The sequence below is a fragment of the uncultured Salinicola sp. genome (assembly GCF_937921195.1).
Taxonomy (GTDB): Bacteria; Pseudomonadota; Gammaproteobacteria; order Pseudomonadales; family Halomonadaceae; genus Salinicola.
The window spans coordinates 1-14,821 of the sequence record NZ_CALFQK010000102.1 but is presented as its reverse complement, the minus strand read 5'-3'; the positions used below and the strand labels follow the sequence as shown (position 1 = coordinate 14,821).

The window sequence follows — 14,821 nt, the reverse complement described above, 5'->3', positions numbered from 1 at the left end:
CCCCTGCTACTGTTGCCGCCGGCTGGCACCGTCGGATTCTTGTGGTGCCATTGCCAGACGCTGACGACGCTCCGTCCAGCCCCCCTGGGGACCCCGCACGGTCTCGATCAGCGCCAGTGCGCGCGGCTCGACGTCAACGACCTTCCCGTAATCCCTGCCCAGGTAGTCGCCCTCGAACAGCCGATGGATCCTGCCGTCCGGCGCAGCGACCAGACCCGAGGGGGTGTTCCCCACCGTCAGGGTGCCGACCAGGGTCAGGCTATCGAGCTCGAAGGCTTCCAGGGGCTGGCGTGGACGATCGGCATCGGGCAGCGGCGCACTATCCATCGGATCGACGCGGCCTTCACGCTCGGCCACGAACGGGCTGCGGCGCTGCCCCTGGTGGTAGTCGGCGGTGGCATACTGCGGCATCTGCGGTAGCGCGGCGATCTGCCCCTGGGGCTTGTGCCGCAACGCATCCAGATGCGCCTCCAGCGCTTCCAGGTCGGCATCCTGACACCCCACGAGCAGGCCGCTGCCGATGAGCATCCCGGCCAGAACGAGGCGGTTCGCGCTCACGGCTTTCCCCTCCCCTTGCTGGAACCGACGCCGGGATCGGCCTCCTCCCGATAGCGGTAGGTCTTGGCCAGCATCGACAGCCGGAGCCGATCCTCCATCGGCGTCAGCGTAAAGTCGTGCAGCGTGACGATACGCGGCATGCCCGCGACACGAGCCAGGAACGCGGCGATCTGGTGGAAGTCCCCGCGCACCTGGATGTCGAAGGGCTGCTCGATATAGAACGCCTGCTCGACCGCCGGACGCAACTTGATGCTATCGATATCGAGTTGCTGCTCGCGTGCCGCGTCACTGATGGCATCCAGCAGCGCCGGAACCTCCGCATCGCTTGGCAGCATCTCCAGCACCCGCTGCATGCGGGCCTGCAGCTCGCTCATCTGGCGCTCCATCGCCGGCAGATTGACGGCCTGATAGGAGAGCGTCTCGAAGCGCTGCAGCGCCTGCTGCTCCTGAACCATCAATCGCTGATGCGTTTCCCGGGGCGATGAAGCCAGCAACCACTGCGCGCTCCACAGCGAAGCCAGCAGAAGCGCAACCGCTATCATCACCTGCAGGCCGACAGGCCAGGTGCCGGCCTCCTTGACATCCAGCTCGCGCCACTGGAGCTCACGTAACTGCCGCCACTGTTCGCCGGCCAGGCCGCGAAGGCCGCCCAACCGCCGGAAACTGGCCGTCAGGCGCTTCACGATCCGGCTCCCGCCGCACTGTCATCGACCGGATGCTGGTCGACACTCATGTGGAAGCGCTTGGCCGCCGCCGGGCCCTCGGCGGACTGCACGTCCGAGAGCAGCGGGATATCGAATGCCGGGCTGTCATCCAGCGCCCGCATCTGGTCGGAGACCTGACGGTTGGAAGCCGCCACGCCGCTGAGCTCCAGCCGATCGTTCTTGCGATCCAGCTCGGTGTAATAGACACCGTCGACCAGCGTGGCCGTCAGTTGATCGAGGACGCGAATGGTGAGCGGGCGGCTCGATTGCAGTTCGCCGATCACTTCGATCTGCTTCAGCATGCGCTCCCGCAGCTCGCGGAAATCGCGCATCGCCTGAATGTCGCGGGTGAGGGCGTCGGTATCGCGCTGGATCAGCGCGACCCGGGCCTGCCCCGCGCGTACCAGCGACTTCTCGTGCAGCGAGATCCCCCAGCCGATCAGCAGGCCGACGAGCAGCGTCAGCAGCAGGCCCTGCTTGAAACGACGGGTGCGTTGAACACGACGCCGCTCCCGCCACGGCAGGAGATTGATCTCGATCGTCATGCCATGGCCCGCATGGCGAGGCCGCAGGCCGTGAGCATCGCCGGCGCGTCCGCGGCCAGCGCGCCGACATCCAGCCGCGAATGGATACGCATGTGGTGAAAGGGATTGGCGAGCTTCGCCTCGAGACCGCTCTGGGCACGCAGCCGCTCCGCCAGTCCCGGCAGTGCGCTGGACCCGCCCCCAAGGACGAGACGCCGAACCTGCTGCTGTCCCGCGGAGGTGTAGTAGAGTTGCAACGAACGACCGATGTGCTGAATCAGGGTATCGATGAACGGCAGCAGCACCTGCTGGCGATAGTCGTCGGGCAATCCGCCGCGCTTCTTGGCGCGGCCGGCTTCGTCGAAACTCATGCCGTAACGCTTGCTGATGGCGTCGGTGAGCTGCCGCCCGCCGCAAAGATTGTCCCGGCTGTAGACGATCCGTCCGCCCTTGAGCACATGAAAGGCGCAAAGATTGGCACCGATGTCGACCAGTGCCGTACTGTCGTCATCCGCCTCGGAGTCCCCCAGGGCACGGCAGACCCGCTCGAGGGCAAAGCCCTCCACGTCCACGGCCACTGCCTCCAGCCCCACCGCCTCCATGGTCGAGGTCAGCGTCTCGATATCCTGCAGGCGGCAGGCCACCAGCAGGATCTCCTGCTGGTCCGGGTAACGGGCATGGTGGCCCAGCCGCTGAAAGTCGAAGGCAACCTCGTTGAGGGGAAACGGGACGTGCTTGTCGGACTCCATCTGGATGCGGGCTTCGATCTCCTCGTCGCTGAGCGAGGCCGGAAGCGACAGCACGCGGGTGATGGCGGCCGAATTGGGCACCGCCACCACGGCGCGCCGGGAACGCAGCTGGGCATGCTCGACCGCCCGGCGCAGCGTGTCCACGACCTCGCTCTTGTCGCGAATACGCTTCTCGACGACGGCTCCCTCGCTCAGTGGGCGCACCGCGTAACTGTCGATTCTCAGGCCGCCGGCGTGACGCTCCAACTCCAGCAGCTTGACAGTGGCGGAGGTGATGTCCACTCCGACCAATCCCTGGGAGGATCTTTTCAAGCGCAACACTGTCTCACCTCGCCGGAACTCGAAAATCCTAATCGAAGTTAACGGCGGCCCGATGGGCAACTTGAGACATTTCGTTACACTTATTTCTCGTTGCTTGCAGGAAGCGGCGGGTACGAAACTGGCCCCGGCTCTGTCGCATCCATATAATGCCCCGTTACTGAACCATGTCCGAAGCTAGGGATAGCGGGCACGCACGCGGCCGGACCGCCACCAGTCAAGGATCACCTCTTTTTATGAAGCTTTTTACCCGCTTACTGACGACCGCCTTCTGGCTGCTGCTGTCGCTATGCGCCGGTGTCGTGCTGGCAGTCGTCGGCGCAGGGCTCTACTTTGCCCCTGGCCTGCCGGACGTGCGCCAGCTCCAGAACTACGAGCTTCAGACGCCGCTGCGAATCTACACCGAGGACAACAAGCTGATCGGCGAATACGGCGAGGAGCGCCGCATGCCGATCAGCTACGATCAGATCCCCCAACCGCTGATCGATGCGCTGCTGGCGGCCGAGGATGCCAACTTCTACAACCACCCCGGCGTCGACCCGAAAGGCCTGCTGCGCGCGGCGGTGGAACTGGCCTCCTCGGGAGACATCCAGTCCGGCGGCAGCACCATCACCATGCAGGTGGCACGCAACTACCTGCTGACCCTGGATCAGACGTTCACCCGCAAGATCCGCGAGATCCTGCTGGCGCTGCAGATGGAGCAGATCCTGAGCAAGCCGGAGATTCTCGAGCTCTATGTCAACAAGATCTACCTGGGCCACCGCTCCTATGGCGTCGCCGCCGCCGCCAACACCTACTACGGCAAGCCGCTGACCGATCTGACGCTGCCGCAGTACGCCATGATCGCGGGCCTGCCCAAGGCACCGTCCAGCTTCAATCCGCTGGCCAATCCGGAGCGCGCCCTGATTCGACGCAACTGGATCCTCTATCGCATGCGTCAGCTCGGTTCGATCGACCAGGCTAGCTACGAGCAGGCCGTCAAGGCGCCGATCACCGCCAGCCGCCATGTCGCGCAGTCGGAGATCGACGCGCCCTATGTGGCCGAGATGGCACGCGCCTACGCCGTCGAGCGCTTCGGCGACAAGGCCTATACCGACAATATCCGCATCACCACCACGCTCGACAGTCGCCTGCAGACCGAGGCCCGCAATGCGCTGGTGCAGGGCCTGATCGACTACGACACCCGCCACGGCTGGCGTGGTCCGGAGCAGAAAGACATCCCCCCGAGCCTCGTCGAAGCGCAGGATCGCACCGAGCGGCAGGGCCTGGAAGAAGAGCTCTCGGAGTCCCCGGAGGTCATCCAGACCGCGCGCCAGGCGGCCCAGAGCAGCGAGGCCACCATCGAAGGCGTCGATGGCGATGTCAGCAACTGGCTCAAGGTGCTGGAGCGCACGCCCGCCTACGGCCCCCTTCAGCCGGCCATCGTGACCGAGACCGACGGCAAGCAGATGCGCGTGCTGGATGCCGATGGCAAAGTCATCACCCTGGACTGGGATGGCCTCAAGTGGGCCCGCGTCTACCACAGCGCCAAATGGCGCGGCGATGTGCCCGCCAATGCCGAGGCGATCGCCCAGCGCGGCGACCTGGTCCGGATCCTGAAGAGCGGCGACAGCTGGCGCTTGTCGCAGCGCCCCGGCGCCGAGGGCGCGATCGTCGTGCTCGACCCCCAGACCGGCGCCATCGAAGCGCTGCAGGGCGGATTCAGCTTCGCCGCCAGCAAGTTCAACCGTGCCATCCAGGCGCAGCGCCAGGTCGGCTCCAACTTCAAGCCCTTCGTCTATCTGGCGGCGCTGCAGGAAGGCGGCATGACCGCGGCCACCATCATCAACGACGCGCCGGTGGTGATGTCCCAGTACAGCGGCGACGACTGGCGCCCCGAAAACGCGGAACGCCAGTTCCGCGGGCCGACACGCCTGCGGGTCGGGCTGTACACCTCGCGCAATCTGGTGACCATCCGCGTGCTGCAGTCGCTGGGACTCGACAACGCGCTGAACTTCCTCGAGCGCTTCGGCTTCTCCCGGGATCGCCTGCCGCACGGGCTGTCGCTGGCACTGGGCAGCGCCTCGCTGACGCCGCTGGAGATCGCCAACGCCTACGCGGTGCTGGCCAACGGCGGCTTCCAGGTCTCGCCCTGGTACATCCAGCAGGTCACCCAGGGCAGCCAGAACACCGTGGTCGAACAGGCCAACCCGCTGGTGGCATGCCGCGACTGCGCGCCCGACGCGACCCAGACCGAAGTCGACGGCGAACCGCGCCGCATTGCGCCCCGCGTCGTCGACCCCGATGCGCTCTACATCCTGCGCAGCATCCTGCGGGATGTCATCGAGCGCGGCACGGGCCGCGGCGCGCTGTCGCTCGACCGTGCCGATATCGTCGGCAAGACCGGTACCACCAACGATCAGCGCGACGCCTGGTTCTCCGGCTTCAACAACTCACTGGTCACGACGGTATGGGTCGGCAAGGACGACAACACCACCACCGCGGAATATGGCGCGCAAGCCGCCCTGCCGATCTGGAAGGCGTTCATGGGCCCGGCCCTGAAAGGGACCCCCGAGGTCGTTCCGAAGGCGCCTGACGATATCGTCCAGGCACGCATCGACCCGAAGACCGGCAAGCGCCTGCATGACGATCAGTCCGGCGGCATCAGCGAGATCTTCCGCAAGGACAACCTGCCCGAGTACCAACCTCGGGGTATTCGCCCTGAACTGGAAGATGAGAGCGGTTCGCAAGGCACTGGCACTTTCGAAGCCATCTTCTGATACATTGGTCGGGGCCTCGAGCCCCGACCCATTCGTTCCACACTCGCTCTTCACCGCAACAGGACGTCGCAGCGACGCTGAGAGAGATGTCATGCCCCTGCCTAGTTGCCGCTGGTGGCTGCTGGCCACCTGCCTGATGGCATCGCCGTCACACGCAGAGCTTTTCTACGCGCCGCCGGCACCGGACGAAAATGCGCCCAACTTCAGTGGCAGCGCGGAACTCGGCTACACCAAGCTGACCGGCAACACCAACACCCAGACGCTGCTCGCCAAGGGCCGCCTGACCTGGCTGACCGGCCGCTATACGCATACCTTCCGCGCCGAGACCCGTAGCGTCCAGGACAACGACAACACCACCTCGGAGCGATATCTGGTCGGCGCCCGCGAACGCTATGAGCTGGCGGACAACAACTACCTGTTCGGCTTTGCACGCTGGGAGCGCGATCGATTCAGCGGCTACGACTCGCAGTTCACGACCATTGCCGGTTACGGGCGCCAGCTCCTCGTCGGCCCGACGCACACCCTTTCGGCCGAAGTCGGTCCGGGCTATCGCCGCGACGTCTATGCCGACGACAGCGACGATGACGATGACGACGCTTACGAAGGCGGCAGCAGCGACGATCTGGCGCTGGCCTACGCGGCGCTGGACTATACCTACAACTTCAGTGACGACATCTCCTTCGATCAGGAGCTGTCGGCGGAAGCGACTCACATCAGTGTCACTACCCGTTCACTCTCGTCGATCACGTCGCAATTGAACTCTCACCTCGCGCTGCGCGTCTCCTACGATGCCAGGAGCAACACTCATCCGCCGCCGGGCGCCGAAGCACGCACCGACACCACGACCTCGGTCTCGATTCTCTACGGCTGGTAGCGACGGCGCTGGGTCGCTGGAAAAGGGCCATCGAGCGACGGCTTCGGGTCGCTGTAAAAAGACGGCTTCGGGTCGCTGTAAAAAACGGCTTCGGGGCGCTATATCAGATCGTTGAAAAGCACGATGCCGCCTCGGAGGGCGGCATCGTCGTGATGAGACAGATCAGCAATTACTTGCCGTAGATTTCCCTGACGCTCTTCAGCGGGTAGTGGGCGGGATACGGCTTCTTCGCGACGCCGGACTCCACCGCGGCCTGGGCCACCGCCGCCGGAATCTTCTCCAGCAGCCGCGAATCCACCGGCGTGGGGATGATGTAGCCACGACCGAACTCCAGCGAATCGAGCTCGTAGGCGTCCAGCACCTCTTTCGTCACCGGCTCGCGCGCCAGATCCTTCAGCGCGTGAACGGCGGCGATCTTCATCTTTTCATTGATGGCCGTGGCCCGCACGTCCAGCGCGCCACGGAAGATGAACGGGAAGCCCAGCACATTGTTGACCTGATTGGGGTAGTCGGAGCGCCCCGTGCCCATGATCACATCGCTGCGGGTCGCGCGAGCCACATCGGGGTGAATTTCGGGGTCCGGGTTGGAGCAGGCGAACACGATCGGGTCGGCCGCCATCTTCGCGAGCTGCTCGGGCTTGAACAGATTCGGCCCGGAGAGCCCGACGAAGACATCGGCGCCCTCGATCGCGTCATCCAGCGTGCGCAGCGGCGTCTCGGTGGCGAACTGCGCCTTGTACTGGTTGAGATCACTGCGACCGCTGTGAATGACGCCATTGCGATCCAGCATGAAGATGTTCTCGGCCCGGGCGCCGCATTCGATCAGCAGTTTCATGCAGGCAATGGCGGCCGACCCCGCCCCGAGACAGACGATACGCGCGGTCGCCAGTGTCTTGCCGGCGATGTCCAGGGCGTTGAGCAGGCCCGCGGCGGTCACGATCGCGGTGCCGTGCTGGTCGTCGTGAAACACCGGGATGCTGCAGCGCTGCTTGAGCGCCGCCTCGATCTCGAAGCACTCGGGCGCCTTGATATCCTCCAGGTTGATACCGCCCCAGGTGTTGGCGATGTTGGCAACCGTGTCGATGAAGGCCTGGGCGGAATCGGCCTCGACCTCGATATCCACCGAGTTGATGCCGGCGAAGCGCTTGAAAAGAACCCCCTTGCCCTCCATGACAGGCTTGCTCGCCAGTGGCCCGAGGTTCCCCAGACCCAGGATAGCGCTGCCGTCGGAGACGACGGCCACCAGGTTGCCCTTGCCGGTGTAGAGATAGGCGTTTTCCGGATCCAGCGCGATCTCCCTGCACGGCTCGGCAACACCAGGGCTATAGGCCAGCGACAAATGCTTGGCGGTTTCGGTCGGCTTGGTCAGCTCGACCGACAACTTGCCCGGAATCGGCTTGGCATGGTAATCGAGCGCCGCCTGTCTTTTATCGTCACTCATGGGGAATGTTTCCAAATGAAGGGTGGGATATCTCGGCATCGTCGTGCCATGGAGTCGCGCCAGATTATAGAAAAACGACACCCCACACAACTTTCGCCCTTTTCTCCTCTTTCGCGAATTTTAAGTGCCTGTTTGAATCACTTCGATGCATTTGGCGACACTTATACCTGGGCGCCCAGCCATAAAACATCCCTTATCCATGGTCTCGAACCCAGGCTCCGGCCCGGAAATCCCGCCCCTTCGCGTGTCGAGATCCGGCAATCGCGCACGAAAAAGCCCGCCATGGAGGCGGGCTTCTCGACAACCGATCGGTTCTCGGCGAGACGCGATATCAACCGCGACGAACCGCAGCTCCGAAGCGCTTGTTGAAACGCTCGACGCGGCCACCGGTGGTCGCCTGCTTCTGCTTGCCGGTGTAGAACGGGTGACACTGCGAGCAGACGTCGACGTGGAAGTCTTCGTTGGCCGTGGTGCCGATCGAATGGGTCGCGCCACAGGAACAAGTCGCCGTGACTGTCTTGTATTCGGGATGAATAGACTGTTTCATCGTGAAGCCTCGCTTTGCGGTGTACCGCCACCTGATCTGTTGCCAGGCACCGTACACGGATAGGGAATCGCGGTTCACTCCCGCGCGACCGGCCCGCCTAGAATCCCGTAACCCGCATCGTCTGGCGATGGCAGTATCACGGATAAGAGACGCACCCTACGTCGGAAGGCGGCGCATTTTAGCAGAACTCTTCACGGAGGCCAATTGGCAGATTCCAGCACCGCCCCCGGGAGCGCGACTCCACCCGCGCCTCGGATTCTTCGTATCGCCGTTCCCACGCCGCTGAGGCGACTGTTCGACTATCGCCCCGCGGGTCAGCCCCCTGCCGGCGGTTGGCGCCCGGGTCTGCGGGTCAAGATCCCGTTCGGCCGGCGTTACCTGGTCGGCATCGTGATGGAGTGCGCGATGCAAAGCGAGCTACCGGCCAGCCAGCTGAAACCGATCACGGAGCGCCTCGACGACGAGCCATTACCGGCAGACTGGCTATGGCTCTGCCAGTTCACCGCTCGCTACTATCAACATTCGCTGGGCGATACGCTGCATCACGCCCTGCCCGGGCCGCTGCGCCAGGGGCGACCGCTGGAGGCACGCATTCGCGAGCGGTGGCAGTTGAATCGCCCCGAGGCCGCCGCCCTCGATGCCCTGAGCCGCGCGCCACGCCAACGCGAGCTGGTCCAGCTCCTGGCCCAGCACCGCCATGGCATGATCACTTCCGCCATCACCGCGCAGGGGTACGCTCGTGCCCAATTGCAGGGCCTGCTCGACAAGTCGCTGGTCACCCGCATCAGTGAGCCGCTGACCGCCAGCGAGGGCTGGTCGGGTGCGCTGCTCGCCGAACCGGCCCTGCCGCTCAACCGGGAACAGGCCGCCGCGCTCTCGGCGCTTCACGAAGGGCTGGACCGCTTCCACCCCTGCCTTCTCCACGGCGTGACGGGGAGCGGCAAGACGGAGGTTTACCTGCAACTGATCGAGGCCGTGCTGGGCCAGGGCCGCCAGGCGCTGGTACTGGTGCCCGAAATCGGCCTGACGCCGCAGACCCTGTCGCGCTTCCGCAAGCGCTTTCGCGCACCGGTCGTGGCGCTGCACTCGGGCCTCACCGACCTGGAGCGCCTGGATGCGTGGGAAGCCGCCCGCAGCGGACGCGCCCCCATCGTCATCGGCACCCGCTCCGCCATCTTCACGCCGCTGGCGCGACCCGGGGTGATCATCGTCGACGAAGAGCACGACGGCTCATTCAAGCAGCAGGATGGATTGCGCTACCACGCCCGCGACCTGGCCATGGCCCGCGCGCACCGCGAGGGCGTGCCGATTCTGCTGGGCAGCGCCACTCCGTCGCTGGAGAGCCTGGCCCAGGCGCGCAGCGGACGCTATCGACACCTTCGTCTGACCCAGCGGCCCAGCCGCCACGCCCCGGCCAAGCTCGAACTGGTCGACCTGCGCGGGCGACTGCGCCAGGGCGGGCTGATTCCGCCGGTGATCGACGCCATCCGCCAGGCGCTGAAAGCCGAGGGGCAGGTGCTGGTATTCATCAACCGGCGGGGGTTTTCGCCGTCGCTGGCGTGTCATCAATGCGGCTGGATCGCCGAGTGCCGCCACTGCGACTCACGCATGACGCTCCATCGCCAGCCGCCGCGCCTGGTCTGCCATCACTGCGAGCACCAGACACCCCAGCCGGACGCCTGTCCGAGCTGCGGCAGCGCCGACCTGCGACCGCTCGGCGCCGGCACCGAGCGCAGCGAGGAGACTCTCGCCACCCTGTTCCCCGACACGCCCGTCTACCGCATCGATCGCGACAGCACACGACGCAAGGAAGCCTTCGACCAGGTGTTGACCGAGATCCGGCGCGGCGAACCGAGCCTGCTGGTGGGAACCCAGATGCTGGCCAAGGGCCACCATCTTCCCCACGTGACGCTGGTCGTCGTGGTCAATGCCGACGCCGGCCTATACGCCAGCGATTTTCGCGCACTCGAGCAGAGCGCCCAGTTGCTGGTCCAGGTGGCCGGTCGTTCCGGTCGCGCCGACCGGGCCGGGCGCGTTCTGGTCCAGACGCTGCATCCAGACGACCCCAACCTGCGGCTGCTGGCGGATAGCGGCTACGATGCGCTGGCCTACCAGATGCTCGAGGAGCGGCGCCTCGCCGGCCTGCCACCCTACCGCTATCTGGCGCTGGCGCGTTTCGAGGCGACTCGCGAGGAGGACGCCCGCCAGGCAGCGGAGGCTGCCGGTGACGCCGCCCGCCAGTGGCTCGGCGAACGCCAGTCGGCGGTTCACTGCCTGGGCCCGGTGCCCGCACCGATGGAGCGCCGCCAGAATCGCTATCATGTCCAGCTGATGCTCTCCGCGGAAAAACGCAGCGCGCTGCACGAAGCGAGCGCCTGGCTGGTCGGCTGGATGGAGAGCGCGGCCTCGCGTCGTGTCCGCTGGTCGCTGGATATCGATCCGATGACGTTGAGTTGACGCCGTAAGCCGTAAGCCGTAAGCCGTAAGCCGTAAGCCGTAAGCCGTAAGCCGGGATACAACCACCTTTCGAGCCGGAATCGGATGGTTTCGCTGTTCTTACAGCTTAAAGCTTCTAACTTATAGCTCCCGAAGGGACTAGGGTTTAAAGCCTCGCCCCAATCGCCGATAATGGCCGCCTTTTTCCAGCGTCGTGGCAGCAGGCTCACGACGTCCAGATCTGCGCAACCCCGCGCCGGACCGGGCCGAAAGCCTCGATCCCAGGCCCCACGACGACGAAGTAGCCAATGAAAGAGACGATTACCCAACTGCTAGACGCCGCCATCGCCAAGTTGCAGCAGGCCGGCGATCTACCGGCGGGCGTCGCCCCCGCGATCAAGGTCGACCCGACACGCGACAAGGCCCACGGCGACTACGCCTCCAATCTTGCCCTGGTGCTCGCCAAGCCGGCAGGGCTCAAGCCCCGCGACCTGGCCGACAAGCTGGTAGCGGCCATCCCCGCCAACGAGGTGATCCGCAAGACCGAGATCGCCGGCCCCGGATTCATCAATTTCTTCGCCGCGACCGATGCGATCGCGGACATCGTCAGCCAGATCCTGGATGCCGGCGACACCTTCGGCCGCAGCCTGATCGGCGCGGGAGAGAAGGTGCAGGTCGAGTTCGTCTCCGCCAACCCGACCGGGCCGCTGCACGTCGGCCATGGCCGTGGCGCCGCCATCGGCGACTGTCTCTGCCGCTTGCTGGAGGCGACCGGCTTCGACGTCACCCGCGAGTTCTATTACAACGACGCCGGCGCACAGATCAACAACCTGATGCGCTCGGTTCGCGCCCGCGCCCTGGGACTCGGTCCCGATGACGAGGAGTGGCCCGAGGATGGCTATCGCGGCGACTATATCGCCGACGTCGCCCAGGCCTACCTGGCCGGCGAAACCGTGACCGCCGATGACCGCGAGGTCACCGCCAAGGCCGACCCGCAGGACGACGACGCCATTCGCGCTTTCGCGGTCGCCTATCTGCGCCGCGAGCAGGACCTGGATCTCAAGGCATTCGGGGTCGAGTTCGACGTCTATTTCCTGGAGTCCTCGCTCTACGCCGAGGGCCGGGTCGAGGAGACGGTCGAGGCGCTGGTTGCCGGGGGCCACACCTATGAAGCGGACGGCGCCCTGTGGCTGCGCACCACCGATTTCGGTGACGACAAGGACCGGGTGATGCGCAAGCGCGACGGCGACTACACCTATTTCGTGCCCGACGTCGCTTACCACTACAACAAGTGGCAGCGCGGTTTCACCACCGTGATCGACGAGCAGGGTGCCGACCACCACTCCACCGTCACCCGCGTGCGCGCCGGCCTGCAGGCGCTGGAAGTGGGCATTCCGCAGGGCTGGCCGGACTACGTGCTGCACCAGATGGTGCTGGTGACCCGCTCCGGGGTCGAGGTCAAGCTTTCCAAGCGCGCCGGCAGCTACGTCACGCTGCGCGATTTGATCGACGAGGTCGGCCGCGATGCCACTCGCTATTTTCTCGCCGCCCGTCGCGCCGACTCCCAGCTCACCTTCGACATCGACCTGGCGCGTTCGCAGACCAACGACAACCCGGTCTACTACATCCAGTACGCCCACGCCCGAGTCTGCAGCGTGCTGCGCAAGGCCGAAAGCGACGGCCTCGCCTTCGACCATGCCATCGCGATGGCCAACCTGGAGCGCCTCGATGCCGCACAGGAGAAGGCGCTGATGAATCGGCTGGCGCGCTATCCCGATATCGTCGAACGCGCAGCCCGCGCCCGCGAACCGCATCAGATCGCGCAGTATCTGACCGAACTCGCCAGCGATTTCCACACCTGCTACAACGCCCAGAAAGTCATGGTCGACGATGCCGAGCTGCGCAATGCGCGGCTGGCGCTGGGTCTGGCGACACGCCAGGTCATCGGCAATGGATTGGCGCTGCTCGGCGTCAGCGCCCCGGAGGAGATGTAAACCATGGCACGCCGCCCCGCTCAGAGCAGTCGCTCGTCCTCTTCTCGCCCTTCACCCAAGGGCGCGACCACCAAGTCCCGTCCGCGCGCCTCGAGCAGTGGCGGCGGTCTAAGCGGCATCCCTGGCTGGCTGTGGGCCATCGCCGGCCTGATCGCCGGCTTCGCCCTCTCGCAGTACCTGGATCGATCCTCGCCGGAACCGGTGGCGGCCGTCGTGCCCCGACCGACATCCAACCAGACCGCCACCGGCGGCAACGCCCAGGGCACCGATGGCGCCGCCAGCGGCACCGCCACTCCCCAGCAGCCTGCGACACCCACCTTCGAGTTCTACACGCTACTGCCGGAAACGGAGGTCATCGCTCCCAACAGCGATAGCTCGTCGCCCGAGCCGACCGCCAAGACGACCCAGGAAGCCGCGGCCGACGATGCCGCGAACCAGACCAAGCAGCCAACGCCCAGCGGCGGCCGCTACGTCCTGCAGGCCGCCTCCTTCCGCGACCTCGGCGATGCCGAACGCCTCGCCAACCGGCTCAAGGACTTCGGCCTGCTGGCCAAGATCACCGACGTTCGAGCCAATGGCGATCAGCTCTGGCACCGGGTCCAGGTCGGGCCCTACGAGGACAAGCGCGAGCTATCCCGCGCCCAGGACCTGATGGTGACCCAGGGCATCGAGCCGCTGTTGCTGCGCCTGCAGAACTAAGCGCTACAGCTCGCACCACCGCTACAGCTCGCATCACCGCGCCTGCAGCCAGACGGCCGACATCGCCTGTCGGCCGTTTTTGGTGACGGATTCCGAGCGAAATTCACGCGCGCCATGCGACCTCCGGTAGCCATCGCCACGCGCCAGGCACTCGTTGCCGGAAACCGCCGCTTGATTTCCCCCCCTTCCGCCCGCACCTCTCGATTCATGCCGCATCGCGTCTTGCGTTCTTTCGTTTCAGACGAGCACCGTCGACTGCGAACGCGATCGCACCCGTTTTTCGGCGCCGCCGGCAGCACCGGGCGGCGCGCCACTGGGAGTCAAATGCATGACCACAATCGTATCCGTGCGCCGTGGCGACCAGGTCGCCCTGGCCGGTGATGGCCAGGTATCGCTGGGCAACACGGTAATGAAAGGCAACGCCAGCAAGGTCCGCCGCCTCCATCGCGGCCAGGTTCTGGCCGGTTTCGCGGGCGGCACTGCCGATGCCTTCACCCTGTTCGAGCGCTTCGAGGCGCAGCTGGAGAAGTATCAGGGCCATCTGACCAAGGCAGCCGTCGAGCTGGCGAAGGAGTGGCGTACCGATCGCGCGCTGCGCCGCCTCGAGGCGATGCTCGCCGTCGCCGACAAGACGGCGTCGCTGATCATCACCGGCAACGGCGACGTGGTCGAGCCCGAGCGCGGTATCATCGCGATCGGCTCCGGCGGCCATTTCGCCCAGGCGTCGGCGAGAGCACTGCTCGAGAATACCGAGCTCGGCGCCCGCGAGATCACCGAGAAATCACTCAACATCGCCGCCGACATCTGCGTCTTCACCAATCACCAGATCACGCTCGAAGAGCTGTAACGAGGTCATCCCCATGTCCCAGAGTCTTTCCCAGAACGGCACGGTGCAGGAGACGGCCGCCACCCAGCCGGCGCTGACCCAGTCTTCGATGACGCCGCGTGAGATCGTCCACTCGCTGGACCAGTACATCATCGGTCAGCACGACGCCAAGCGGGCCGTCGCCATCGCGCTGCGCAATCGCTGGCGCCGGATGCGCCTCGACGAAGACATGCGCGGCGAGATCGTGCCCAAGAACATCCTGATGATCGGACCGACCGGCGTCGGCAAGACCGAGATCGCACGTCGCCTGGCCAAGCTGGCCGGGGCGCCGTTTCTGAAGGTCGAGGCGACCAAGTTCACCGAAGTGGGCTACGTCGGTCGCGACGTCGAGT

The 14,821-nt window shown here is 65.6% G+C and carries 13 protein-coding genes; 7 read left to right on the top strand and 6 right to left on the bottom strand.

The window, feature by feature from the left end; all coding sequences use genetic code 11:
* Positions 1-6: 6 nt before the first annotated feature.
* The 4 genes from Q0602_RS10400 to pilM are packed head-to-tail and all read right to left on the bottom strand — an operon-like array spanning position 7 to position 2,817.
* Entirely contained in the window at positions 7-558 is a 552-nt protein-coding gene (locus tag Q0602_RS10400) for a pilus assembly protein PilP (protein WP_295038545.1), read from the bottom strand.
* A complete protein-coding gene (locus tag Q0602_RS10395) occupies positions 555-1,241 on the bottom strand; it encodes a type 4a pilus biogenesis protein PilO (RefSeq protein WP_295038543.1) in 687 nt (228 codons plus the stop codon). Before Q0602_RS10395 ends, Q0602_RS10400 begins: the two co-directional genes overlap by 4 nt.
* Positions 1,238-1,807, bottom strand: coding sequence for a PilN domain-containing protein (locus Q0602_RS10390; protein ID WP_295038541.1), 570 nt, complete (start codon positions 1,805-1,807; stop codon positions 1,238-1,240). The genes Q0602_RS10395 and Q0602_RS10390 overlap by 4 nt, the downstream gene beginning before the upstream one ends.
* The gene (gene pilM, locus Q0602_RS10385; RefSeq protein ID WP_298842599.1) at positions 1,804-2,817 is read right to left on the bottom strand and encodes a type IV pilus assembly protein PilM; all 1,014 of its coding nucleotides are present in this window, start codon (positions 2,815-2,817) and stop codon (positions 1,804-1,806) included. The genes Q0602_RS10390 and pilM overlap by 4 nt, the downstream gene beginning before the upstream one ends.
* A gap of 272 nt (positions 2,818-3,089) precedes the next feature.
* Here pilM and Q0602_RS10380 point away from each other — a divergent pair, with 272 nt between their 5' ends.
* Entirely contained in the window at positions 3,090-5,612 is a 2,523-nt protein-coding gene (locus Q0602_RS10380) for a penicillin-binding protein 1A (protein ID WP_298842594.1), read from the top strand.
* Between the two features lie 91 nt (positions 5,613-5,703).
* Positions 5,704-6,486, top strand: coding sequence for a YdiY family protein (locus Q0602_RS10375; protein ID WP_298842591.1), 783 nt, complete (start codon positions 5,704-5,706; stop codon positions 6,484-6,486).
* A gap of 169 nt (positions 6,487-6,655) precedes the next feature.
* On the opposite strand, the gene Q0602_RS10370 is transcribed toward Q0602_RS10375, so the two are convergent.
* Together Q0602_RS10370 and rpmE are read right to left on the bottom strand one after the other, a co-directional pair.
* The gene (locus Q0602_RS10370) at positions 6,656-7,927 is read right to left on the bottom strand and encodes a malic enzyme-like NAD(P)-binding protein (protein WP_298842588.1); all 1,272 of its coding nucleotides are present in this window, start codon (positions 7,925-7,927) and stop codon (positions 6,656-6,658) included.
* 331 nt (positions 7,928-8,258) lie between these two features.
* Positions 8,259-8,474 carry a 50S ribosomal protein L31 gene (gene rpmE / locus Q0602_RS10365; RefSeq protein WP_295041293.1) on the bottom strand — a complete coding sequence of 72 codons (216 nt, stop codon included), beginning with the start codon at positions 8,472-8,474 and terminating at the stop codon, positions 8,259-8,261.
* Between the two features lie 204 nt (positions 8,475-8,678).
* Here rpmE and Q0602_RS10360 point away from each other — a divergent pair, with 204 nt between their 5' ends.
* The 5 genes from Q0602_RS10360 to Q0602_RS10340 all read left to right on the top strand — a co-directional run.
* Positions 8,679-10,931: a primosomal protein N' gene (locus Q0602_RS10360; RefSeq protein WP_298842582.1), complete on the top strand. Its 2,253-nt coding sequence runs from the start codon at positions 8,679-8,681 to the stop codon at positions 10,929-10,931.
* Between the two features lie 287 nt (positions 10,932-11,218).
* Complete coding sequence (argS, locus tag Q0602_RS10355) at positions 11,219-12,904, top strand: arginine--tRNA ligase (protein WP_295039637.1); 1,686 nt, start codon at positions 11,219-11,221, stop codon at positions 12,902-12,904.
* 3 nt (positions 12,905-12,907) lie between these two features.
* Positions 12,908-13,603: an SPOR domain-containing protein gene (locus Q0602_RS10350; protein WP_298842578.1), complete on the top strand. Its 696-nt coding sequence runs from the start codon at positions 12,908-12,910 to the stop codon at positions 13,601-13,603.
* A 328-nt stretch (positions 13,604-13,931) separates the two neighbouring features.
* Positions 13,932-14,450, top strand: coding sequence for an ATP-dependent protease subunit HslV (gene hslV / locus Q0602_RS10345; RefSeq protein ID WP_295039642.1), 519 nt, complete (start codon positions 13,932-13,934; stop codon positions 14,448-14,450).
* An 88-nt stretch (positions 14,451-14,538) separates the two neighbouring features.
* Positions 14,539-14,821 (top strand): AAA family ATPase (locus tag Q0602_RS10340; RefSeq protein WP_298842627.1); only part of this gene is annotated, 283 nt, incomplete at its 3' end.

Excerpts from the sequence above, each read along its gene's own strand:
- Q0602_RS10390 (WP_295038541.1), bottom strand. The coding sequence starts at position 1,807 with ATGACGATCGAGATCAATCTCCTGCCGTGGCGGGAGCGGCGTCGTGTT.
- Q0602_RS10380 (WP_298842594.1), top strand. The coding sequence starts at position 3,090 with ATGAAGCTTTTTACCCGCTTACTGACGACCGCCTTCTGGCTGCTGCTG.
- Q0602_RS10375 (WP_298842591.1), top strand. The coding sequence starts at position 5,704 with ATGCCCCTGCCTAGTTGCCGCTGGTGGCTGCTGGCCACCTGCCTGATG.
- Q0602_RS10370 (WP_298842588.1), bottom strand. The coding sequence starts at position 7,927 with ATGAGTGACGATAAAAGACAGGCGGCGCTCGATTACCATGCCAAGCCG.
- rpmE (WP_295041293.1), bottom strand. The coding sequence starts at position 8,474 with ATGAAACAGTCTATTCATCCCGAATACAAGACAGTCACGGCGACTTGT.
- argS (WP_295039637.1), top strand. The coding sequence starts at position 11,219 with ATGAAAGAGACGATTACCCAACTGCTAGACGCCGCCATCGCCAAGTTG.
- Q0602_RS10350 (WP_298842578.1), top strand. The coding sequence starts at position 12,908 with ATGGCACGCCGCCCCGCTCAGAGCAGTCGCTCGTCCTCTTCTCGCCCT.
- hslV (WP_295039642.1), top strand. The coding sequence starts at position 13,932 with ATGACCACAATCGTATCCGTGCGCCGTGGCGACCAGGTCGCCCTGGCC.